17 protein-coding genes are annotated in these 21,658 nt (G+C 63.8%); 11 read left to right on the top strand and 6 right to left on the bottom strand.

Annotated features, from left to right (window positions below):
* Positions 1 to 52: 52 nt before the first annotated feature.
* Complete coding sequence (locus tag GTP69_RS28025) at positions 53 to 964, bottom strand: LysR family transcriptional regulator (RefSeq protein ID WP_202424602.1); 912 nt, start codon at positions 962 to 964, stop codon at positions 53 to 55.
* 107 nt (positions 965 to 1,071) lie between these two features.
* Between GTP69_RS28025 and GTP69_RS28030 the strand changes: the two genes are divergently transcribed.
* Positions 1,072 to 1,830 (top strand): SDR family NAD(P)-dependent oxidoreductase, encoded by a 759-nt coding sequence (locus GTP69_RS28030; RefSeq protein ID WP_161057959.1) that lies wholly within the window; start codon positions 1,072 to 1,074, stop codon positions 1,828 to 1,830.
* A gap of 198 nt (positions 1,831 to 2,028) precedes the next feature.
* Positions 2,029 to 4,182: a gluconolaconase gene (locus GTP69_RS28035; protein ID WP_371868165.1), complete on the top strand. Its 2,154-nt coding sequence runs from the start codon at positions 2,029 to 2,031 to the stop codon at positions 4,180 to 4,182.
* An 8-nt stretch (positions 4,183 to 4,190) separates the two neighbouring features.
* On the opposite strand, the gene GTP69_RS28040 is transcribed toward GTP69_RS28035, so the two are convergent.
* Positions 4,191 to 4,448 carry an NHLP-related RiPP peptide gene (locus GTP69_RS28040; RefSeq protein WP_110847574.1) on the bottom strand — a complete coding sequence of 86 codons (258 nt, stop codon included), beginning with the start codon at positions 4,446 to 4,448 and terminating at the stop codon, positions 4,191 to 4,193.
* Between the two features lie 149 nt (positions 4,449 to 4,597).
* Between GTP69_RS28040 and GTP69_RS28045 the strand changes: the two genes are divergently transcribed.
* Positions 4,598 to 5,758: a putative peptide maturation dehydrogenase gene (locus tag GTP69_RS28045; protein ID WP_161057960.1), complete on the top strand. Its 1,161-nt coding sequence runs from the start codon at positions 4,598 to 4,600 to the stop codon at positions 5,756 to 5,758.
* Here GTP69_RS28045 and GTP69_RS31770 read toward each other — a convergent pair.
* On the bottom strand, positions 5,734 to 10,695 hold the full coding sequence (locus GTP69_RS31770) for a response regulator (RefSeq protein ID WP_161057961.1): 4,962 nt from the start codon (positions 10,693 to 10,695) through the stop codon (positions 5,734 to 5,736). The genes GTP69_RS28045 and GTP69_RS31770 overlap by 25 nt on opposite strands.
* 206 nt (positions 10,696 to 10,901) lie before the next feature.
* Here GTP69_RS31770 and GTP69_RS28055 point away from each other — a divergent pair, with 206 nt between their 5' ends.
* Positions 10,902 to 12,752 (top strand): glycoside hydrolase family 16 protein, encoded by a 1,851-nt coding sequence (locus GTP69_RS28055; protein WP_161057962.1) that lies wholly within the window; start codon positions 10,902 to 10,904, stop codon positions 12,750 to 12,752.
* Between the two features lie 2 nt (positions 12,753 to 12,754).
* Here GTP69_RS28055 and GTP69_RS28060 read toward each other — a convergent pair whose 3' ends face one another.
* From GTP69_RS28060 to GTP69_RS28070, 3 genes are read right to left on the bottom strand one after another with little or no spacing between them, the layout of a single operon-like run.
* Complete coding sequence (locus GTP69_RS28060) at positions 12,755 to 13,975, bottom strand: BT3233 family polysaccharide utilization protein (RefSeq protein WP_229261186.1); 1,221 nt, start codon at positions 13,973 to 13,975, stop codon at positions 12,755 to 12,757.
* A complete protein-coding gene (locus GTP69_RS28065; RefSeq protein ID WP_161057963.1) occupies positions 13,968 to 15,368 on the bottom strand; it encodes a glycoside hydrolase family 88/105 protein in 1,401 nt (466 codons plus the stop codon). The genes GTP69_RS28060 and GTP69_RS28065 overlap by 8 nt, the downstream gene beginning before the upstream one ends.
* 49 nt (positions 15,369 to 15,417) lie before the next feature.
* Positions 15,418 to 16,650 (bottom strand): MFS transporter, encoded by a 1,233-nt coding sequence (locus GTP69_RS28070; RefSeq protein ID WP_371868167.1) that lies wholly within the window; start codon positions 16,648 to 16,650, stop codon positions 15,418 to 15,420.
* A 57-nt stretch (positions 16,651 to 16,707) separates the two neighbouring features.
* Between GTP69_RS28070 and GTP69_RS28075 the strand changes: the two genes are divergently transcribed.
* From GTP69_RS28075 to GTP69_RS28105, 7 genes are all read left to right on the top strand, one after another.
* Entirely contained in the window at positions 16,708 to 17,160 is a 453-nt protein-coding gene (locus tag GTP69_RS28075; RefSeq protein WP_161057965.1) for a winged helix-turn-helix transcriptional regulator, read from the top strand.
* A gap of 96 nt (positions 17,161 to 17,256) precedes the next feature.
* Positions 17,257 to 18,447: an acyl-CoA dehydrogenase family protein gene (locus GTP69_RS28080; protein WP_161057966.1), complete on the top strand. Its 1,191-nt coding sequence runs from the start codon at positions 17,257 to 17,259 to the stop codon at positions 18,445 to 18,447.
* Positions 18,448 to 18,456: 9 nt separating this feature from the next.
* Positions 18,457 to 19,593, top strand: a complete 1,137-nt coding sequence (locus GTP69_RS28085) for an acyl-CoA dehydrogenase family protein (RefSeq protein ID WP_161057967.1) — start codon at positions 18,457 to 18,459, stop codon at positions 19,591 to 19,593.
* Positions 19,594 to 19,683: 90 nt separating this feature from the next.
* Positions 19,684 to 20,082: a GFA family protein gene (locus GTP69_RS28090; RefSeq protein ID WP_161057968.1), complete on the top strand. Its 399-nt coding sequence runs from the start codon at positions 19,684 to 19,686 to the stop codon at positions 20,080 to 20,082.
* A gap of 4 nt (positions 20,083 to 20,086) precedes the next feature.
* Positions 20,087 to 20,575: a hypothetical protein gene (locus GTP69_RS28095; RefSeq protein ID WP_161057969.1), complete on the top strand. Its 489-nt coding sequence runs from the start codon at positions 20,087 to 20,089 to the stop codon at positions 20,573 to 20,575.
* Between the two features lie 11 nt (positions 20,576 to 20,586).
* The gene (locus GTP69_RS28100) at positions 20,587 to 21,012 is read left to right on the top strand and encodes a hypothetical protein (protein WP_161057970.1); all 426 of its coding nucleotides are present in this window, start codon (positions 20,587 to 20,589) and stop codon (positions 21,010 to 21,012) included.
* A 97-nt stretch (positions 21,013 to 21,109) separates the two neighbouring features.
* On the top strand, positions 21,110 to 21,646 hold the full coding sequence (locus GTP69_RS28105; RefSeq protein WP_161057971.1) for a hypothetical protein: 537 nt from the start codon (positions 21,110 to 21,112) through the stop codon (positions 21,644 to 21,646).
* Positions 21,647 to 21,658 lie beyond the last annotated feature (12 nt).

The raw sequence follows: 21,658 nt of genomic DNA on the forward strand, positions 1-21,658 counted from the left end.
TGGAAGGGCCGAGTCCTGCGTTGCGGGACCCGGCCCTTTTTTCATGCCGTGATCAGGTCGCCCCGGCGCGGGTGATGTCGACGATCCAGTCAGCGAAGGCGCGCACCCGCTGGGGAATGTTGCGGCGGTGCGGGAACAGGATGCGGGCCGCCATCGGCGCCGCTTGATGGTGGGGCAGCACCGCCACCAGCAGCCCGGCGGCGATCTCGGCGCGGGCGCGGGAGGCCGGGATCTGCGCGATGCCCAGTCCGGCGTGGGTGGCGGCGTTGTAGGTCACGCTGTTGTTGACGGTGACCTTGTGGCGCATCGGCACATACAGGCTGCTGCCGCTGGCGGCGTCCAGATATTCAAACGCGGCCGGCTGGCTGGCCGGATTGGGCTGGTAGTTGACCAGCCAGTGGTGGGGTAGCTCGTCGAGCGTGGTGGGCAGGCCGTGCTCGGCCACGTAGGCGGGACTGGCGACGTTCAGCAGCTCCAGCGTCAGCAGCGGGCGCGACACCAGCGACTCGTCCACCACGGCGCCGGCGCGCACCACCAGGTCGAAGCCTTCGCTCAGCAGGTCGACGCGGCGGTCGGTGCTGAAGATGTCGATTTGCAGCGCCGGGTGGCGTTGCAGGAATTCGGGCAGGCGCGGCAGCACGATGCCAGCGGCCATGCCCAGCGGCATGTCGGCGCGGATGCGGCCTTGCAGCTGGCTGCCTTGCTGGAACAGCGCGCCGATGTCATCGAGGTCGTCCAGCAGGCGTTCGCAGCGTTCCAGCAGTTCCTCGCCCTCGCGCGTGATCTGCACGCGACGCGTGGTGCGCTGGAGCAGGCGAGCGCCAAGCCGCTCTTCCAGCCGCTGGATGGCGTTGGAAATCGAAGTGCGCGGCAGCTGCAACTGCTCGGCCGCGCGCGTAAAACTGGACAGGCGCGCCACCCACAGAAAGATGCGCAAGTCTTCGGTAGAGGGGATTGTCTTCATTTTTGGATTAGTGATGTCGATTTAACGCAGTTTATCTGTTGATTATACGGATCTAGACTCTAGTCAGGGTGGTCCATTGGTGACCGCCATCCAGAGAGGAAGACAACATGAGTAATCGTATTGCATTGATTACCGGCGGTAGCCGGGGCCTGGGCAAATCTGCAGCGCTGCATCTGGCGCGGGCCGGTTGGGATGTGGTCATTACGTATCAGGCACGTGCGGATGCGGCCGACGCCACGGTGGCCGAAGTGCGATCGCTGGGCCGCAAAGCGGCGGCTTTGCAGCTGGATGCGGGCGCCACCGTCAGCTTCCCCGCATTCAAGGCCGGTTTCGCGGCGCTGCTGGAAAGCGAGTTCGGCCGCCAGACCTTCGACGCACTGGTCAACAACGCCGGCAACAGCGCCAACGTGCCGTTCGCGGAAACCACCGAGCAGCAGTTTGACGAACTGATGAATGTGCACCTGAAAGGCGTGTTTTTCCTGACGCAGACGCTGTTGCCGCTGCTGGCCGACGGCGGCAGTATCCTTAACGTGTCGAGCGGCCTGGCGCGCTTCTCGATGCCGGGCAAGGCTGCGTATGCGGTGATGAAAGGCGGCATCGAGGTGCTGACGCGCTATCTGGCCAAGGAACTGGGCGAGCGTGGCATCCGCGTCAACACCCTGGCGCCGGGTGCGATCGCCACCGACTTCAGCGGCGGCGTGGTGCGCGACAATCCGCAAGTCAACGCGATGGTGGCGGCCAACACGGCGCTGGGACGGGTGGGGCTGCCGGACGACATCGGCGGCGCGGTGGCGGTGCTGCTGTCGGACGAGAGTGGATGGTTCAACGGCCAGCGCATCGAAGCTTCGGGCGGCATGATGCTGTGACATTATGCGACTGGTGAATCTCTGCTATTGCTAAGATAAATTAGCTTTATATGTCGCAATGCAGCATCATTCACCTGTCTCCTCTATCTCCTCCAAGGAAATAGACTTCAGCCCGCTCTCAGTAGCGGGCTTTTTTTTCGCCGCAACGTGCCGTAGATCGGTTAAGCTTTCTATAAGTCAACGTTTAGGTTCCGGCAAGTGTCTCCTACTCAATTCAAACTCTTACTGGCTGGCCTGATGCTGGGCGGCGCCGCAGTCGGCGGCGGCGTGGCATATGTGCTTGTGCATTCTTCCAAACATGCGGACGAGACCGGCGCGCAGACGCGGTCCGCCGCCAACGGCACGCCGGTGCAGTGGCATGCGCGCGTTACCACCCTGGCTGGCGACGGTCTGCCGGGCAGCAGCAATGGCAGCGGCAGGCGCACGCGCTTTGCCGATCCGTTCGGCGTGGTGCTGGATGCGCAGGGCAATCTGTACGTCGCCGACGGCGGCGACAACAATAGCATCCGCAAGATCGACCTGAACGGCATTAGCACCACGCTGGCCGGCAGCACCGAGGGCTACGCGGAAGGCGCGCCGACGGCGGCTGCGTTCAACACACCGTCCGGGCTGGCGACCGACGCCGCTGGCAATCTGTATGTGGCGGACACTGGCAACAATGCCATCCGCAAGATCAAGCCGGACGGCACGGTGTCGACGCTGGCTGGCGACGGTCTGGCGGGCAGCAAGGACGGCAAGGGCGCCGGCGCCCAGTTCAACGGTCCGGTCGGCGTGGCAGTGGATGCCGCTGGCGTGGTGTACGTGGCCGATACCTATAACGACCGCATCCGCCGCATCGCGCCGGACGGCACAGTCACCACCATCGCCGGCGGCAAGCGCGCCGGCATGGCCGATGGCGCCGGTGAACAGGCGTTGTTCGATACGCCGACCGGCATCGCGCTCGGCCCTGCCGGCGAGCTGTACATCGCCGACACCGCCAACCACGCGATCCGCAAATTGAGCAAGGACGGCAACCTCAGCACCATCGCCGAGGCCAAGGACGACGAGCGCGATTCGCTGCTGCGCTCACCAGTCGGCATTGCCGTCACCAGGGACGGCTTCCTGTACATCGCCAGCAGCGCCCACGGCCGCGTGGCGCAGATCACGCCGCAGGGCCAGGTGGCGGCTTTGCAGGATGTCGATCATCCGGCCCAGCCGGGCTATGGCGCGGATGGCAGCGTACGCCTGTATTCGCCGCGCGGCATCGCCGTGTACAAGGACGGCACGCTGTTCGTCACCGATGGCGCGACGTTCCGCCTGCACCACATCGCCATGGTCAGCGCCGACACCGAGCCGGTGGCCGACGAGCCGCCGCCGGGCGCGCCGTCGCGCAGCGCCACCATGCAGTGGCCGGTAGCGCCACAGAACAAGGCGCATGAGGTGGTCGGCTTGATGGGCGAGGTGCGCGGCGATTTCAACGGCGAGCGGCGCGATCATTTCCATGCCGGCATGGATGTGCAGGCGGCGATCGGCACGCCGGTGCTGACCATCACGCCTGGCAAGGTCAGCGATCCGCGCGCCAGCTCGGGCTATGGCGAGTTGTCGGAAGGGCTGGCGTTTGGCGGCCTGCACTACATCCACCTGCGCGTCGGGCGCGACGCCAAGGACAAGCTGTTCAATGATCCTCGCTTCCTGCTGTCGAAGAACGACAAGAGCGTGGCGGACGCGGTGCGGGTGCGGCGCGGCACGCGCTTCGTGGCCGGCGAGACGCTGGGCACGGTCAACCGCATGGCGCATGTCCATCTGGACTACAAGCCCAACGGCGGCGCGCTGAATCCGCTGCAACTGCCGTTCATTGATCTGGAAGACAGCATCGCGCCGACCATCCACAGCATCAGCATTATCGACGCCAACGGCAAGCCGCTGACCGAGAAGCGCGACGGCCGCCTGCTGATCCAGCGCAGCCTGGGCGAGGTGCAGATTGTGGTGGAGGCCAGCGACCAGATCAACGGCAACCAGGCGCGCCGCCGTCTCGGCCTGTACAAGCTGGGCTACCAATTGCTGAACCAGGACGGCGAGATCATTCCGGGCGTGAGCGTGCCGGTGGTGACGCAGCAGTACGACCGTTTGCCGCGCAACCGCGAGGCGGTCAAGCTGGCCTATGCGGCCAATAGTGGGATTACCGTGCATGGCGCCAGCGAGACGCGCTTTGCCTATGCCATCAACAACAAGCTGATCAATGGGAAGCTGACGCCCGGCGGCTGGAAGGTAGGGGAGCTAGGTCCCGGCAATTATCTGCTGCGTATCGACGCCGAAGACTATGCCGGGAATGCAGCCAATCGTAACCGCGAAGTCGCGGTGACGATTGACTAGGGAAGAAATTAAGCCGCGACCAGCGCGCCCGACAGCAGGAATGGAATCATGGCGGCGGTGGTTTCCAGTTCACGTTGCAACTCGTGCTGTTCCACTGCGATATCGGCCTTGGATGGCAGGCTGATGTGGTCCGGCACCTGGTCGGCGCTCAGCGTAATGCCGAGCTTGGCCAGGGTAGCTACCGGGTCGGCCTGCAATTGCGTGCGGAACTTGTCATCACTGGCCAGTTTGTCGAGGATGGAGCGGAGTTCGTTCGAAGTATGCATGGAGTGAGCCCTTCTAAAAAAGGATGGGAAGTCACGGTCGTGGCTTCCAACTCATGCTACGACAAAGTGCGCAGCTTGCCAAGAGTTTAATTGCCAGATCAATAACCGTGCGCTAGACTTCATCGTATCTTGGCCTGAGAGGACGCCCCATGAAACTACGCCGCTGTGCCGTGTTGTACATTGAATCGCGCGAAGATTTATCGATTGACTGGCGCACAGTGTTGTCCGGCGGCAACGCTCTGGCCGCCAGCAGCCACTGGGTGGCGCTGGCGCCGCACCTGGACCAGGAAATCCCCATCGACGCCGCGCAATTGGCCGCGTTGGGCGGCGCCAGCCAGACCGTGTGGCGCGAGCGCAGCGCCGCCGAGCAGCAGTACGGCGAGGTGTGCATCGCCAAGCTGCTGGACTTGGGCCTGCTGATCGGCGACACGCCGCAGTATGCCGCCCAGCGCGCGCGCGACGATACGCTGCGCGACACCCACTGGCGGCCGCTGTCGGCGCTGGCGCATACCTTTGGCCGCTGGCGCGGCGTGGTCGAGGAAACCGGCATGGAGGCGCCCAGCTTCCAGGCGCTGCTGGAACGCTTCGGCGAACCGCCGCCGCCGACGCTGGACATCAATCCCGAACAGGCCATTGCGCTGCCGGCCCCCGCGTCGGGCCGCATGGATGAGCAGCTGTTGCAGCGCTATACCGGCCGAAATTACGATTTGCGAGCCAGTGTGCCGCTGGAAGTGGTGGCGCGGCTGCTGCAACGCACTTTCGGCGCGCAGGAAGTGCGCCAGGTCGGACCGCATTCCGAAGTGCTGAAGAAGACCAGCCCCTCCGGCGGCGGCCTGCATCCGATCGAAGCCTTCGTGCTGGCGCAGCGGGTCGACGGCGTGGCGCCGGGCCTGTATCACTATCACCCGATGGCGCACGAGCTGCGGCCGTTGCAGACCATGGACCATGAAGCGGCCGCGGCGTTGTCGCGCTTTATGTTGGCCGACCAGCACTGGCTGTCGGGCGCGCCGCTGCAAGTGGTGCTGGTGGCGCGGCTGGAGCGCAGCTACTGGAAGTACCGCAATCACCAGAAGGCGTTCCGCGCGGTGGCGCTGGATGCCGGCCATTTGTCGCAGACCTTCTACCTGCTGGCGACCGAGGCGGGGCTGCCGGCCTTCATCACCGCCGCCATCAACGACGCCGACATCGAGAAGACGCTGGGCCTGGATCATCTACGCCACGCGGTGGTGGCCATGTGCGGCTGCGGTCCGGCCGCCGATGGCCCGCGCAGCATGGTGGAACTGCGCTACGGCGAGACCGACGCGATCTGATCCTGCGTATCCCCGCGCTGCGCCTGCACGCCGTCCAGCACGCGCTCCAGCGCGGCGGCGAAGGCGGCCAGCGCGTCTTCCAGCGGCCCGCGTTGCGGCGCCATCAGCAGCTGTTCCAGTTCACCGGCAGTGCGGTGCAGTTCCGGCATCGACAGATTGCCGGCCGCGCCGCGCACCTTGTGCACCAGCAGCGCCGCCTGCTCGTAGGCGCCATTGTCGATGGCGGCCAGCAGCCGCTCCGGCGCCGGCGCAAAGTCGCCGACAAAGCGTTGTAGCAGCACGTTCAGCAGTTTGACGTTGCCGCCCAGTCGCGCCAGCGCGGCTTCCATGTCGATGCCGGGCAGGGCCGGAATGTGGTCCGGCGCCGCTGCCGCTGCTGCGGTCGCGGCGGCAGCGGCGTCCACCGCCGCAGCGCGTTCCGGGGTGTGCCGCATCTGCCCGGCCAGCACCGTGAACAGCCGCTCCGGATCGATCGGCTTGGTGACGTAATCGTTCATGCCCATGCCCAGGCTGCTTTCGCGGAAGCCGGGCACCGCGTGCGCCGTCATGGCGATCAGCGGCAGTTGCGCGTGGCGCGGCTGGGCGCGGATGCGGGCGGTGGTTTCGTAGCCGTCCATGCCGGGCATCTGGATATCCATCAGCACCGCGTCAAACGGCGCCAGGTCAACCAGCGCCAGGGCGTCGGCGCCGCTGCTGGCCAGCTCCACCTGCACGCCGGCGCGCAGCAGCACTTCACGCGCCACCTGCTGGTTGATGACGTTGTCGTCGACCACCAGCACGTGGGCGCCGGCGATGCGCTGCGCCGCTTCCGACAGCGAGGCCGAGACCGCTACCGGCGGCCGCGCCGGCGCTGCCAGCCCCAGGCCAACCAGAACCGCGTCCAGCAGTTGTGGCGGCGTCAGCGGCTTGACCAGGATGGTGGCGATGTCGGCCTGGCCGGCCGCCTGCGCCGCCGGTTCGCGCGCGAATTCGGTCATCATCAGCACCAGCGGCAGTTGCGTGTGACCTGGCAGCTGGTGGATGCGGCGCGCAATCCCCGCGCCGTCGAGGTCGGGTAAATCCCAGTCTAGCAGCACCAGGTCGGCCGCTTGCGTGGCCAGGTAATCGAGCGCCTCGGCGCCGCTGGTGACGGCATGCACTACGAAGCCGTCGGCGCGCAACTGGCGGCCCAGCATGTCGCGCAGCATGGCGCAGTCGTCCACCACCAGGATTTGCTTGCCGGCGGCGCCGACTGGCATCGGCACCGGCGCCGGCAGCGCGTCGGCCTGGCGTTGCAGTTCCAGGTCGAAGTAGAAGCAGCTGCCGTGGCCGGGCGTGCTGTTGATGCCGATAACGCCGCCCATGGCTTGCACCAGCTGCTGCGAAATCGCCAGGCCGAGGCCGGTGCCGCCGTACAGGCGGGTGGTGCTGGTGTCGGCTTGCGAGAAGGCGCGGAACAGGCGCGCCTGCTGCTCGGCGCTGATGCCGACGCCGCTGTCTTCGACGCTGAAGCGCAGCCGCACCGGCGTGCCGGGGGCAGAGACGGCGGCGCCGTCCAGCAGGTCCACCCGCAGGCCGATGTGGCCGTCGGCGGTGAATTTGAGGGCGTTGCCGACCAGGTTGACCAGCACCTGGTTCAGCCGCAGCGGATCGCCGACCAGCTGCAGCGGCACTTCCGGCGCGGCCCAGGCCAGCAGCTCCAGGCCTTTTTCCGCCGCCCGCCACGAGAACAGGTCGGCGATCTGGGCCAGCGTTTCGGACAGGTCGAATGGCACTGTCTCCAGTTCCAGCTTGCCGGATTCGATCTTGGCGAAGTCCAGCACATCGTCAATGATGTTGAGCAGATTCTGGCCGGCGCGGCCGATCTTGGTGAAGTAGTCGCGCGGCTTGGCCGGCAGGTCGAGGTGCACGCCCAGCCCGGCAAAGCCGAGGATGGCGTTCATCGGCGTGCGGATCTCGTGGCTGATATTGGCCAGGAACTCGCTCTTGGCGCGGGTTGAGGCCTCGGCGTCGGCACGGGCCTGCTGGATGGCGCTGATGGCGCTGGCTTTCTGGAAGGCCGAGACAAACGGCTCCTTCAACGCCTTGAACATCTCCAGGTCCTTGCGCGCAAACGGCGCGCTCTGCTTGAACACCAGGTAGCCCTGCACCTGGTTGTCGACGCGGATGCGCACCGCCAGCATGGTGCGCTGCTTGAGGAACATGTCGGGCGCGATCACCACGGCGGCGTCGACGAACTGGGTTTGCGCGGCGCGCGGCGAGACGCCGTCGCGCGCCGACGGCAGGGCGTCGTAGCCCCAGCGCGCGCGGATCGCCATCGGCCCGCCCGGCGATTGCGAAATCAGCGCATAGGCCACGCTGACGTCGCCGATGGCGGACGATTCGCGCAGGATGGTGTGCAGCAAGGCGTCGAAGTCGAGCTCGTCATTGATGGACTTGACGATGGCGTGCACCCGTTCCAGGTGCAGCGTGCGCGAGTACACCTGTTGTTGCAGGTTGCGCACCCGCCAGCGGTAGGTGCCCCAGGCGCAGGCCAGCACCGCCAGCAGCGCGCCGAGGCGGGCCCACCAGGTCTGGTACCAGGCTGGCAGGAAGTGCAGCTCCATGCTCAGTTCGTGCGGACTCCAGGCGCCGACTCGGTTGCTGCCGCGCATGTACAGGCGGTAGCGGCCGGGCGGGACGTTGGCGTAGGTAGCGGCGCGGTGGCTGGCGTCGGCCTCGACCCAGTCCTTGTCGTAGCCGTCGAGACGGAAGGCGTAGCGGTTGCGCTGGCTGGCGGAATAATCGAGTGCGGCGATTTCCACCTCGACCTTGCGGGTGCCGGACGGAATCTCGAGGGCGGCGCCGTCGGCGCCCAGCAGGCCGCCCGGCGGCACCATCTCATGGTCCAGCCGCACCGAGCTGACTACCAGCGGCGGCTGGTAGCGCCACGGCTGCGCCGGCACCGGCTGCACCACCACGTAGCCGCCCGAGGTGCCGAACACGATGTCGCCGCTGGCGGTCTGGCCGGCCGCGTTGGTGATGTAGGGCTGGAACACCAGGCCGGCCGCGCGGTCCAGCACCTGCACCTGCAAGGTGGTGCTGTCGATCGAGGCGATGCCGTCCGAGGTCGAGGCCCAGATGCGGCCGCTGCGGTCGGTTTGCAGCGCGGCGGAGTTATTGGCCGGCAGGCCGGAACTGGCGTCGAGCCGGCGGAAGCGGCGCGTGCCGTCGGCGTTGCGGCCGTCGAGGATGGCGATGCCGTCGCTGCTGCTGGCCACCCACAGCCTGCCCTGGCCGTCGAAGGTCAGCGAGCCGATGTAGCTCGCTGGCAGCGAGGTGGCCGGATTGCCGCCGGGCAGGATCTGCTCGGCCTTGCCGGTAGCCGGATCGAAGCGGTTAAGGCCTTTGCGGGTGCCGATCCACAGCGCGCCGTCCGGGCCTGCGCGCATCACGGTGATGCGGTTGTCGCTGAGACCGCCGCTGCCGGGCGGTCCCTGGGTGAACAGGGTGGCGCTGCGGCTGCGCAGGTCGTAGCGCATCAGGCCGGAAGGCAGGCCCAGCCACAGCAGCTCGCCCTGGCGCAGCACGCTGGCGATGCGCGGATAGGGATCGCCCAGCGGCAACGGCACGCGCCGCACTTGGGTACCGAGGCCGCTGGTGTGGTACAGGCCGAGCGAACTGCCGATCCAGGCTTCCTGCGGTTCGGCCTCGGTCAGGCTCAGCACCAGACGGTTGGGCAGGGCGCTGTCCGGCCGGCTGGCGTCCGGCCGCAGGCCGGCGTGGCGGCGGCCGTCGGCGTCGATCAGGTCGATACCCTGGTCGCCCAGGCCGACCCACAGCCGGCCGCCGCTGTCGGTCATGAACGCGAAGGCGGAAATTTCGGCCAGGCCGGCGCCGTCGAGGATGGTGTCGACGGTGCGGTTGGCGGGGTTGTGGATGTCGACGCCGCGCTCGGTGGCCACCCAGACCAGGCCGCTGTGGTCGCGCCAGATGGCGGCGGTGCGGTCGTGCGCCAGGCTGATCGACATGGCCGGGCGGTGCTGGATGCGGCGGCTGTGGCCGTTAATGTCGAATTCGATCAGGCCGCCGCCATAGGTGGCGGCCCACCAGGTGCCGGGCATGATTTCGGCGATCGACAGCACCATGGTGTCGGCGGCGTCCTTGACCTGGTCCAGTTCCAGCAACCGCGCGCCGGCCGCCACGCTGGCCACGCCGATGCCGCTCTTGGTGGTGCCGAACAGCACTTCGCCGGCGCGATTACTGGCCAGCGACAGCACGGCGTCGTCGACGCCGGCGACCGGCAGATCCGCGACCTGGCCGCTGGCGGCGTCGCGCCGCGCCAGGCCGGCGTTGGAGCCGATCCACAACGTGCCATCGGCCTCGGTCAGCAGCGAGCGGATCTGGTTGCTGCGCGCGCCGCCGGCGGCGTCGCTGTTGCGCGGATAGTGGCGGATGACGCCGCCGTGGGGCAGGTCGATGTAGTCGAGGCCGGCGGCGGTGCCGACCCACAGGCCGCCGCGCGGATCGCTGGCCAGCGCGGCTACGGCGGGGCTGCTCAGGCCTTGCGGCCCGGCTGGATAGCGCACGAAGGTTTCGCTGCGCTTGTCGTACATGGCGACGCCGTCGGTGGTCGTGCCCAGCCACAGCCGGCCCTGCCGGTCGACATGCAGCGTCTGCACGAAATCGGCCGGCAACGAATGCGGATCACTGGCGCGGTAAAAGAAATTGCGCATGCGGTAGCCGTCCCAACGGCCGAGGCCGGATTGGGTGGCAAACCACAGGAAGCCGTCGCCATCCTGGGCGATGCTCATGGTGACCGGACTCGGGAAGCCGCGTTCGGCCGGCACCAGGTGTTCGAACATGGTGGGCGCCAGCTGTTTCCACGGCGACGGCGCGCCTGCCGCCAGCGGCGTCGCCAGCGCAAACAACAGTGCCCAGGCTGCCCGGCTGACTAAAAAGGAAAAGAAATTGCGCACGAGTAACCGTTTTCATATTTCCCATGCTCGTTAGCAATGGGTATTGCGTGGTCTAGGATACGGAATTGTGTCGCAGTTGTCTATTTATTACAGCAACGCGTTCCGTTTGCGCACTGCCGTTGACAAAAAATATTTATGGGAATATATTTTCACCAGCAATTGGAATCGTTTCCAATTTGCGTGGAGTGATAATAAAAGGAGACATAATGAACCACCAGAAATTCGTTTTGTCCGCCGTTGCCGCCAGCATTGCACTGGCGTATGCGGCCCCCGCGATGGCCAGCGTCACCAGTCCCGTTATCGGCCAGTTGCTGTGGTCGGAGGAGTTCAACGGCGCCACGTTGAACACCAGTTTGTGGAATACCTACGACGGCAACGGCTGCCAGATCAACCTGTGCGGCTACGGCAATCAAGAGCTGGAATACTACAGTCCCAACAACCTTTCGCTGGTCAACGTGCCGTTCGAGCCAAACACGCGCGCGCTGGCGATCCAGGCGCGCAGCCAGACGGTGGGCAGCAACGTCTTCACCTCCGGCAAACTGGATTCGTTCAATAAGGTGCAGGTGCAGTACGGCATGGTCGAGATCCGCATGGCGACGCCGGCGCTGGGCATCGGTTTGTGGCCGGCTGCGTGGATGCTGGGCACCAGCCCGCAGGCGTGGCCGCGCAAGGGCGAGATCGACATCGTCGAGATGGGCCACAAGGCCAGCAGCCGCGCGGCGGCCGGCACGCCGACGCCAGCCATCGACAACTTTACCGGTTCGAACGTGATCACCTGGCAGCAGGCAGCTTGCGTGACCGGCAACGAGAGCTGCGCCGCCTCCACCGCATGGCAGACCAAGAACTGGTACACGCCGGCGCAATCGCTGGCCAACCGTTTCGTGATCTATCGCTTCTACTGGACTGAATCGCAGATGCGTTTCACGGTGGTGGATAACGGTCTGGAATACGATATGTACAATAGCCCGCTGCCGGTCAACTCGACCGCGTTGCAAGCGCCGTTCTATCTGCTGTTCAACCTGGCGGTGGGCGGCAACTTTACCGACGCGGCCACGCCGGCGCAGGTGACGGCGCCGCTGCCGGGCACCATGTACGTCGACTACGTGCGCGTGTACCAGCTGGACGGCAAGGGTTCGGTCAAGCTGGGCAACCAGACGCCGGCGGAAGTGGGCAAGTTTGGCGTGTTCACCGATAACACCGTGGTCAACAACAAGCTGAACGCGGGCACCACCTCGGACATCTTCGTCTGGAACACCGCCTCCACCACGACTGGCACTATCGCGCCGTATGAAGGCGCGAACGCAATGTCGTGGAGTTTCAACACGCCGGGTTCGTGGTTTGGCGGCAGCGTGGAATCGCGTCAGGCGCGCGACATGAGCGGCTTCCGCAACGGCAATATGAAATTGAAGATCAAGATCCCGGCGAACGTCGCGTTCACAGTAGGGGTGCAGGACACCTACACGAATCAGAACGCGGTGAAATTCCCGGCGAATGCCACCACCTACGGGCTGGTGCGCAATGGCGACTGGGGCACGGCGACGATACCGATTGCCGACCTGGCGGGGAGCAAAGTCGCGCTGCAATCGATGCTGGATTTGTTCCAGATCGCCAGCGATGGCGCGGCGTTGCCGCAATCGGCGTTCCAGATGTCGGTTGACGACATCATCTGGGATAGCGGCGTGGCGGCGCCAACGCCGACGCCGACTCCAACGCCAACTCCAACGCCGACCCCGACGCCAACTCCCACTCCCACTCCCACACCAACGCCTACACCGACCCCGACGCCGACCCCGACGCCGACCCCGACGCCGGCAGCGGTCCAGGCCAGCGCGACGATGCTGAAGTTCTCGCTGACCAGTTCAAGCTGGGCCGACGTGCACTACACCGTCAACAATGGCGGTCAGCAGAACGTGCGGATGACGCAAAATGCCGGCATCAACAGCTACACCGCCGGCGGTCTGAAGGCAGGCGATGTAGTACGCTACACCTTCACCTACTGGGACAGCGCCAAAAACTACGCCGTCGACACTGCCCAGCAAACCTTCACCATGCAATAGGGTTATGGCGCGACGGTGGCTTTCAGCGGGTGGGTGGCGCGGGCGGTCATGAGTTTGACTTTGTCCTGCCACTCGGCTGCCGTCTTGACGTGGCCGGCGCGGTCCCAGGCTGCGCCGATGTAGTAGCGCAGCGGTTTGCCGGATTCTACCGGCGCCACGATCAATTCGTTCAGCGCGTCTTCGGTGACGGCGGTGGCGCTCGGAAGTACGATGGCGGTGCCGAACGCGCCCTTGGTCGCTTGCGTGACCCACTGCGTCACGGCCACGCCATCACGGCCGACGGCGATCTTTTCGTCCTGGTTTTTGTCGGATGGTTTCTTGTTCAGGCCGACCGCCACGTTCAGCTGCTGCGGGCCGCTGAAGGTGAAGGTGCTGTCCATGGTGTCGAAGTCCTGGCCGGCATCCACTGTGAAGCGCTTGACTTCGCTGACCTTGGCGCCAGCCGCATCCCAGCTATCGTAGTTCAGCTCGAAGATGGTGCGGATCGGGCCGTTGGCCAGCACTTTCCACGACGCGTAGTTGCGACCGGCATACAGCTGCTTGCCGTCCCACACGCCGGTGCCGCCGGCGCCGCGCGATTTGCCGACGTTGTACATGTCCATGCCTTCACCCTCGTCGTGGTGATAGTGGTCGTGGCCCTTGTTGTACCAGCGGTCGACGATCGGGTAGTCGACGCGCTTGAACCAGATGTCCAGTCCGCTGGTGACCAGCACTTCCTTGCCGACGCCGGCCGTGTCCGGTGCGGCCAGCGCCGGGCCGTAGGTGCGGTGCGCAACGTGGTCGTTTTCCCAGCCGAAGTCGTCCAGCCGTTCCGGTACGTAACGGGCGAAGGTTTTGGCGGCGAACGGCTGCGTTACCGTCTCGGTTTTTTCCACTGTGAAGGTGGCCTGTTTCTCGCCGGCGGCAAAGCTGTGCTGGAAGTACAGCTCGCCATAAGCGACGCCAATGCCTTTCGGATCCTTGGCCTGCGGCGCGACATTGCTGACCTGGTACGGCAGCACATTGCCCTTGCTGTCCTTGACGGCGATCTTCTGGATCAGCGCGCCAGGCAGCGCGCGGTTGATCTCGCTCCACGGGATGGCGATGGTTTCCGATGGCCGCGCCAGATCGAGGTCGTTGGTGACGGTGATTTTGGCCAGCTCGGCCGCCTGGGCAGCGCCGCCGCTCAGCAGGACAGCAATCGGCAACAGATAGGTGCGCATGGTGGTCGTCCCCTTATTCATGGCTGTAGTTGGTGGCGCCGGCATCTTTTGGCACGTAGTGGTAGGTGCGTAGCTTGACCTGGACATCAATCTTCGGATTGTTGATCAGCTTGATCATCTCGGCGCCGGCCAGCAGTGCCGGGCCGTAGCCGTGCAGCGCGTCAACGCTGGTCGGACGGTTGTAGTAGTAGATCTGGTCGCTGGCGAAGGTGGTGCCGACGCAGGTACCTTCCACCTGGCCGCGCGAATTGATGCGGGTCGTCAGGCCAACCCAGCCGGCTTGGGCGATCGAGCCGTAGGTGGCGGCGCTGACCCAGCCTTCGTTGACGGCGTGTGCGATCACGTAGGTGAAGATGGCGCTGGCCGAGGTTTCCAGGTAGGAGTCATTACGGTCCAGCATCTGGTGCCACAGGCCTTCGCCCGATTGCAGTTCGGCGATGCCGCGCAGCGTGGTGCGCAGTTGCGCCAGCACTTTCGGATAGCCGGGGTGATCCTTCGGCAGCACGTCCAGCAGGTCACTCATGGTCAGCACTGCCCAGCCGTTGGCGCGCGCCCAGTAGAAGCGCGGCGCGTCCGGATTGTTGGCGTTCCAGCCGTGGGTATACAGGCTCAGCTGCGGATTGAACAGGTAGTGCGTCATCTGCAGCACGTTCTTGACGGCGTCGTCATAGTATTCGCGCTTGCCGGTCAGGTGGCCCATTTCGGCCAGCGCCGGCACGCCCATGTACATATCGTCGGCCCATAGCGACACCGCTTGCGGACGCTGGCGCGCCAGCGTGCCGTCCTTCAGGCGGAACTGTTTCTTGGCGACCCAGTTGCTGCACGTGTCGATGAACTGGCCCATGTCCGGGCCGACTTTGGCGAACTTGGCGCGGATCATGGCGGCGCACATGGAGCCGGCGTCATCCAGCGAGCGCGGATCGATCACGCGGGCGAAGCTGTTGGCGCGCTCCAGGTGGAATTGCTGTTCCTGCGCCTTGAAGTAGGGGTACTTGTCGGCGATGAACTGGAAGTGGCGCGCCGTCATGGCGGTGAATTTGTTGTCGCCAGTGACGGCCGCCGCCTTGATCAGGCCGGCGTGGACGACACCCATTTCGTAGACCTGGAAGTTCCATTCCGCGCTGCTCGGCTCGACGACGGCGTCGGCCACCGGCTGGCTGAAGTCGGTAATCTGGATGCCGGTGCTTTTGTGGACGATCTTGGTCGGCGTGGTGGTTTCCAGGTAGCCGCGAATGCGGTCCATCGAGGCGGTGATTTCGGCCACGGTCGGCTTTTTGTAGGGCACAGGGTAGGTGCCTTCGCCGGCGTCGTAGACGCTTTTGTTGTCCGGGTTGCGGTACGGACCCTCGGCGTGGGCGGGAAGGGCGAGCAGGGTCGCGGCAACAGCCGCAATCAGGGCGGATGGGGAGGTCACGGGTTTTTGTCTCTTTATTTTGGTAAAACGTTTATTTGGTCAGACCATTCTAGATTGGTCCGGCCACTTTTGCAATCCGGACAGGCCACTTTGTGGCATGCCAGAACAGCAGTGCTCCGAGGCTGAGTCCGCCTCCCAGCAGGCAGACGCCGGACCAGCCCGCCATCGCATAGACATTGGTGGCGGCCAGCGCACCGGCGCCGCTGCCGATGGCGTAGAACAGCATGTAGCCGCCGATCAGCCGGCTGTGCTCGGTGCCGGAACGCAGGATCAGGCTCTGGTTGGTGACGTGCAGGGCTTGCACGGCCAGATCCAGCGCCAGGATGCCGATGAGCAGGGCGATCAGCGAGTGTGGTGCGAATGCCAGCGGCAGCCAGGACAGCAGCATCAGCGTCAGCGCGATGCCGGAAGTGTGTTGCGCGCGGCCCCGATCGGCCCAGCGTCCGGCGCGGGCGGCGGCCAGCGCACCGGCCAGGCCGACCAGCCCGAAGGCGCCGATTGTCGTATGCGAATAACTGTAGGGCGGAGCGCTCATCAGGAAAACCAGCGCGCTCCAGAAGGTGCCGAACACGGCGAACATCAGCAACGCAATCATGCCGCGCACTTGCAGCACGCGGTTGCGCCACAGCAGGCTGAACACGGAGGCGAGCAGGCGCAGGTAGGACTGCGGTGGCGATGCGGGAGCGCCACCTTCACGCTGTGGCGCAGCATCGGCCGCGACCTGCACCGGCAGCGCACGCCACAGCAGCAGGGCCAGCGCCAGCATGATGGCGGCCGAGGCGGCATACACGCCACGCCATCCGGCCTGATCCGCGACCAGCCCGGCAAACACGCGCGCCAGCAGCAAGCCCGCCACCACGCCGCTTTGCGCCGCACCGACCACGCGCCCGCGCTCGTCCTCGGCGGCAACGCTGGCCGCATACGCAATCAAGCCCTGCGTCATGGCCGTGCCCAACATGCCGACCGCCAGCATGCCCGCCATCAGCGACACCGTGCCCGACGCCAGACAAACACCCACCAACGCCACCGCCAGCGTCACCAGTTGCGCCAGCATCAGGCGCCGCCGTGGCAGCAGGTCGCCCAGCGGCACCAGCAGCACCAGGGCCAACGCGCTGCCCGCCTGCGTGGCGCTGATCACGCCGCCGACTGCCGCATGACTGATCCCAAAATCCGCCGCCAGCGCATCCAGCAACGGTTGCGCGTAATACACATTGGCGACACTCAGCCCGCTGGCGCAGGCAAACAACAATACTAAAGAACGTGGCACGATCAGGCTCCAAATCTAGTTGCAAAACAAAACTGGTTGCAGCCTACCGTAAACCAGTTTTAAAATGCAACCATGGCCAAACGAAAATCCCTGCAACAAGACGATTGTCCCGTCGCCCGCGCCGTCGACCTGGTGGGCGACCGCTGGTCGATGCTGATCGTGCGCGACGCGCTGGACGGCATCCGCCGCTTCGGCGACTTCCAGCGCAACCTCGGCGTCGCTCGCAACATCCTGTCTGACCGCCTGAGCGCGCTGGTGGAAGAGGGCTTGCTGGACATTCAGCCGGCCTCCGATGGCAGCGCCTACCAGGAATACGTGCTGACTAGCAAAGGCGAGAGCCTGTTCCCGGCCATCGTCGCGCTGCGGCAATGGGGCGAACGCCACCTGTTTGCCTCTGGTGAGGCGCATTCCGTGCTGCTGGAAAAAGACAGCGGCAAACGCGTGAGCCCCATGCAGCCGCGCGATCACGACGGCCACATCCTCAAACCGGCACAGGCAGTGGTGAAAAAAATCGTTAGAAAGTGAACAAATTTATTCAAACCGTCGCCCTTTTAAAGAACATGGGAGTACAATTATTTGAACGGTCGTGCTTTTTTATCGGCTGAATAATAAGGAGACAGCATGGATTTGACTTACACGGCGGCGGATCTGGCGTTTCGCGACACGGTGCGCGCATTCCTGGACGCCAACCTGCCTAGCGACCTGCAAAAGAAAGTCCGCAACCATCTGCGGCTGAGTCGCCAGGACTATGTGCGCTGGCACCAGATCGTCGCCCGCCAGGGCTGGTCGGCGCCGGCCTGGCCAGTGGAATACGGCGGCACCGGCTGGACGCCGACCCAGCGCCACATCTGGGAAGAAGAATGCGCCCGCTCGGGCACGCCGCCGATCCTGCCGTTTGGCGTCAACATGGTGGCGCCGGTCATCATGGCCTTTGGTAACGAGGCGCAAAAAGCCCACTACCTGCCGCGCATCCTGAATTGCGATGACTGGTGGTGCCAAGGGTATTCCGAGCCGGGCTCGGGTTCCGATCTGGCGTCGCTGAAAACCACCGCCGAGCGCGCCGGCGACCACTACATCGTCAACGGCCAGAAGACCTGGACCACGCTGGCCCAGCACGCCGACATGATCTTCTGCCTGGTGCGCACCGACAGCACCGTGCGCAAACAGGAGGGCATCTCCTTCCTGCTGATCGACATGAAAACGCCGGGCATCACGGTGCGTCCCATTATCATGCTGGACGAAGACCATGAGGTGAACGAAGTCTTCTTCGACAACGTCAAGGTGCCGGTGCAAAACCTGATCGGCCAGGAAAACAAGGGCTGGACCTACGCTAAGTATTTGCTGGGCCACGAGCGCACCGGCATCACCGCCGTCGGCCGCTCCAAGCGTGAACTGTTGTTCCTGAAAAAGATCGCCGCCGAACACTACAAGCACGGCAAGCCGCTGATGCAAGACCCTGTATTCTCGGCCAAAATCGCCAGTCTGGAAATCGACCTGATGGCGCTGGAAACCACGGTGCTGCGCGTGATCACGCGCGAATCGCACGCGCCGGGGCCGGAAGCGTCGATGCTGAAGGTGCGCGGTTCCGAAATCCAGCAGCAGCTGACCGAGTTGATGGTCGAGGTGCTGGGACCGGGCGCGCTGCCGTTCGACACCGACTATCTGGAAGGCAAGGCCGATCACGCGGTAACCGGCGACGACGCCGCCGCGCCGCTGGCCGGCTACTACTTCAACTACCGCAAGACCTCGATCTACGGTGGCTCGAACGAAATTCAGAAAAACATCATCACCCAGATGATTCTGGGCCTGTAAGGAGCGGCAATGGATTTCACTTTCAAGGAAGAACAGCAGCAGTTCGCGGACGCGCTGCGCCGCTGGGTGGACAAGGACTATACCTTCGACACGCGCAAGCGCATCGTGCACTCGCCGAGCGGCGTGTCGGATGTGGCGTGGAATATGCTGGCCGAGCTGGGCATGACGGCGCTGCCGGTGCCGGAAGCGCAAGGCGGCTTCAGCGGCAACGCAGTCGATATGCTGGTGGTGATGCAGGAACTGGGACGCGGCCTGGTGGTCGAGCCGTACTTCGCCACCGTCTGGGGCGCGAAGTTTCTGCAACTGGCCGGCAATCAGCATCACCGACTGGAAGACGTGGCCAAGGGCGAACTGAAGCTGGCGTGCGCGCTGGGCGAAAAACATTCGCGCTACGATCTGGCGGATATTAAAACCATCGCCGGCATCAATGGCGAAGGCTACCGCATCGATGGCACCAAGACGGTGGTGATCCACGGCGGCCAGGCCGGTGCGCTGATCGTCTCGGCGCGCAGCGCCGGCACCCAGCGCGACACCAACGGCATCAGCCTGTTCGTGGTGCCGACCGACACGCCGGGCGTGGTGATCCGCGACTACCGCACCATCGACGGCCAGCGCGCGGCGACGGTGCAGTTCAATCACGTGGCGGTGCCGGCCTCGGCGCTGCTGAGCAAGCTGGGCGGCGGCTGGGACATGCTGGAAGAAGCGGCCGACTACGGCGTTAGCCTGCTGTGCGCGGAAGCGGTGGGGGCGATGGAAGCACTGTTCAACGCCACGCTGGAGTATGTGAAAACGCGCAAGCAGTTCGGCCTTGCTATCGGCAGTTTCCAGGCCCTGCAGCATCGAATGGCGGATATGTACATCCACCTGGAGCAGGCGCGCTCGATGGCGATGCTGGTGGCGGCGCGCATGGTGTGCGATGCCGAGGAGCGGCGGCGGGTGGCGTCGGCGGCCAAGGTGCGCATCGGCCAGGCAGCCAAGTTCATCGGCCAACAGGCGGTGCAACTGCACGGCGGCATGGGGGTCACCGACGAACTGCCGGCCGCGCACCACTTCAAGCGCTTGACCATGATTGAGCTGACGCTTGGGGATGTGGATCACCACCTCGAACGCTTTGCGGCGCAGCGGGGATTCCAGCAGCACTCCTAAGAGAATGCCGAAAACTGCGGGTCAGGTCAATATTGCCATATAGGCAATCACCTGTTAAAGTTAGGCGATCCGGAGTCTAGTGGAGTGCGCGTGAAAACCTATCATGGAAGTTGTCATTGTGGCGCAGTGCGGTTCGAGGCGGACATTGATCTTAGTCAAGGGTCAATCCGCTGTAATTGCTCGATTTGCGCCAAGGTGAGATTTTGGCCTGCCATCGTACAGCCCAGTGCGTTTCGCTTGCTGGCGGGCGAGGCTGATCTCACTAAATATCAATTTCTGACCAAGACAGACCAGCATTTGTTTTGCAGGCACTGCGGTGTCCGCTCTTTCGGTATCGGACGCTCGCCGCGCTGGGGCGAGTTCTATGCGGTGAATCTGACTTGCCTTGACGATGCAACGCCGGAGGAACTCGTGAGTACGCCCATCACTTATCTGGACGGCAAAAACGATAATTGGGAAACATCACCAACCGAAGTCCGTCATCTTTAAATTTATGAATAAAGCGAAACTCAGCCTGCTTTTGCTGGTGGTGGCAGGCGCGCCCGCCCATGCGCAACACCCGCTTGAGCGGCAGCTAGCGCAGCTCAAACCCATCGCGATCTTGCCGTTGGAGGGATTGGAATGGCCGGCCGGAACACTCCTTTGCCCGCTCACGCCTTACCAAAATGCGCTGCCCGGCGCTTCAACTACCGCGCAGCGGGTCAATGCTTTCCTTGAGAAAAAGCAGTTTCGGGGCGACGAGGGCCACTGGTCGCTGGTGGTCGTTAAGCCGGCGCCCGCAGGAATCGAGCAACTGCTTTTCAAGCGTAACAAATATGATGTCGTCACTTCCCCGGAGCAGCTAAGCAAAGCAGCTGACTCCGTGCCCGCCACATTCGAACCCAAAGAATGCGTGGAGGTGCAGGAGGCGCGCATTCTGGTCACCCGCAGTCGTGCCTCGCACCGAACACTGATCAGTTTCGGAGCGGAGAAACTGAGATGAGAATTTGAGACATGGCTACGTGGCAATTTGATCTGTTCTTAACTCCCAAAGGCTCCGAACATGGTCTGGACATTCCAACGCTACCAGCCAGGTCTGCGCTACACGCCCAGGAAAATTTAGTGAAATGCCTTGGGCAACCTTGGCTTATGCTGGAAGACTGGATCGTGTACGGTGTCGAAAATGGCACCCGCGTTGATTTTCATTTCGACGACACTGGTGGTGTAGAAGTAATCGTCCGATTGGATGCCAGTGCAAACAACAGTGCCGTCGTCGACGCGATTTGCGCGCTGGCGCTCGACCTTGAGTGCAGATATTTTGACGCGCAGGAAAAACAGTTCATCGATGCTCTACCGCAGGCCATCTTGCAAGCCTTAGTTGATTCCAAAGCAGCTAAGTTCGTAGGCAATCCTCGTGATTTTATCCATGATATTGACTAGCGTTTACCTCTATCCAGACGTCGTGGAATGTCGGACCGATGCGGCGCTTACTTTCAGAAATCAAACGCGATTTCTTTGTAACTACGTTCAGCGCTATGTGAAATTACTCAAAGTTCAAACGAACGGGTTCAATCGGATCTGTGTTGTTTGCAAGGATGACGCAACAGAGTCAAGTTACATCAACTCCTCAAAGACCCTGGTAGTCGAAGTGCCGTTTGATATCGCGGAATATGAAAAATACAGGGAAGATGAACTTCCAGAATATTTCATTAGCTTGCTGGAGGCGGGCGTAAAGAAATGTAGCAGGGACCGGCATGTGCCGGCAGATATTTTTCAGGAAGCTATTCAGTCATTCAGGAAAGATCGCTATCAGAACAAATGGACCCACAAAGTTAAAATGTTTCACTCGGCTGGAATCAAGTGCAAACTGGATTGCGAGCTCGACCTTTTCTGCTTTAGCCTGACACTTGAGGTCGAGCGGGGTGATATGTGCATCTTTTCACAAGAAATTCTGAAAACCATCCCAGATGAGGTTGTTTATGCGCATCGGTTTAAAGGCATCAAGTTGGACGGGCAAATTCTGACTGTTTATGACAAATTTGATAAGACTGTTTGGGAAATGAGCGTCGTTTGAACTGTGTGAGGA

This window comes from Duganella levis (assembly GCF_009857605.1).
Classification (GTDB): Bacteria; Pseudomonadota; Gammaproteobacteria; order Burkholderiales; family Burkholderiaceae_D; genus Rugamonas; species Rugamonas levis.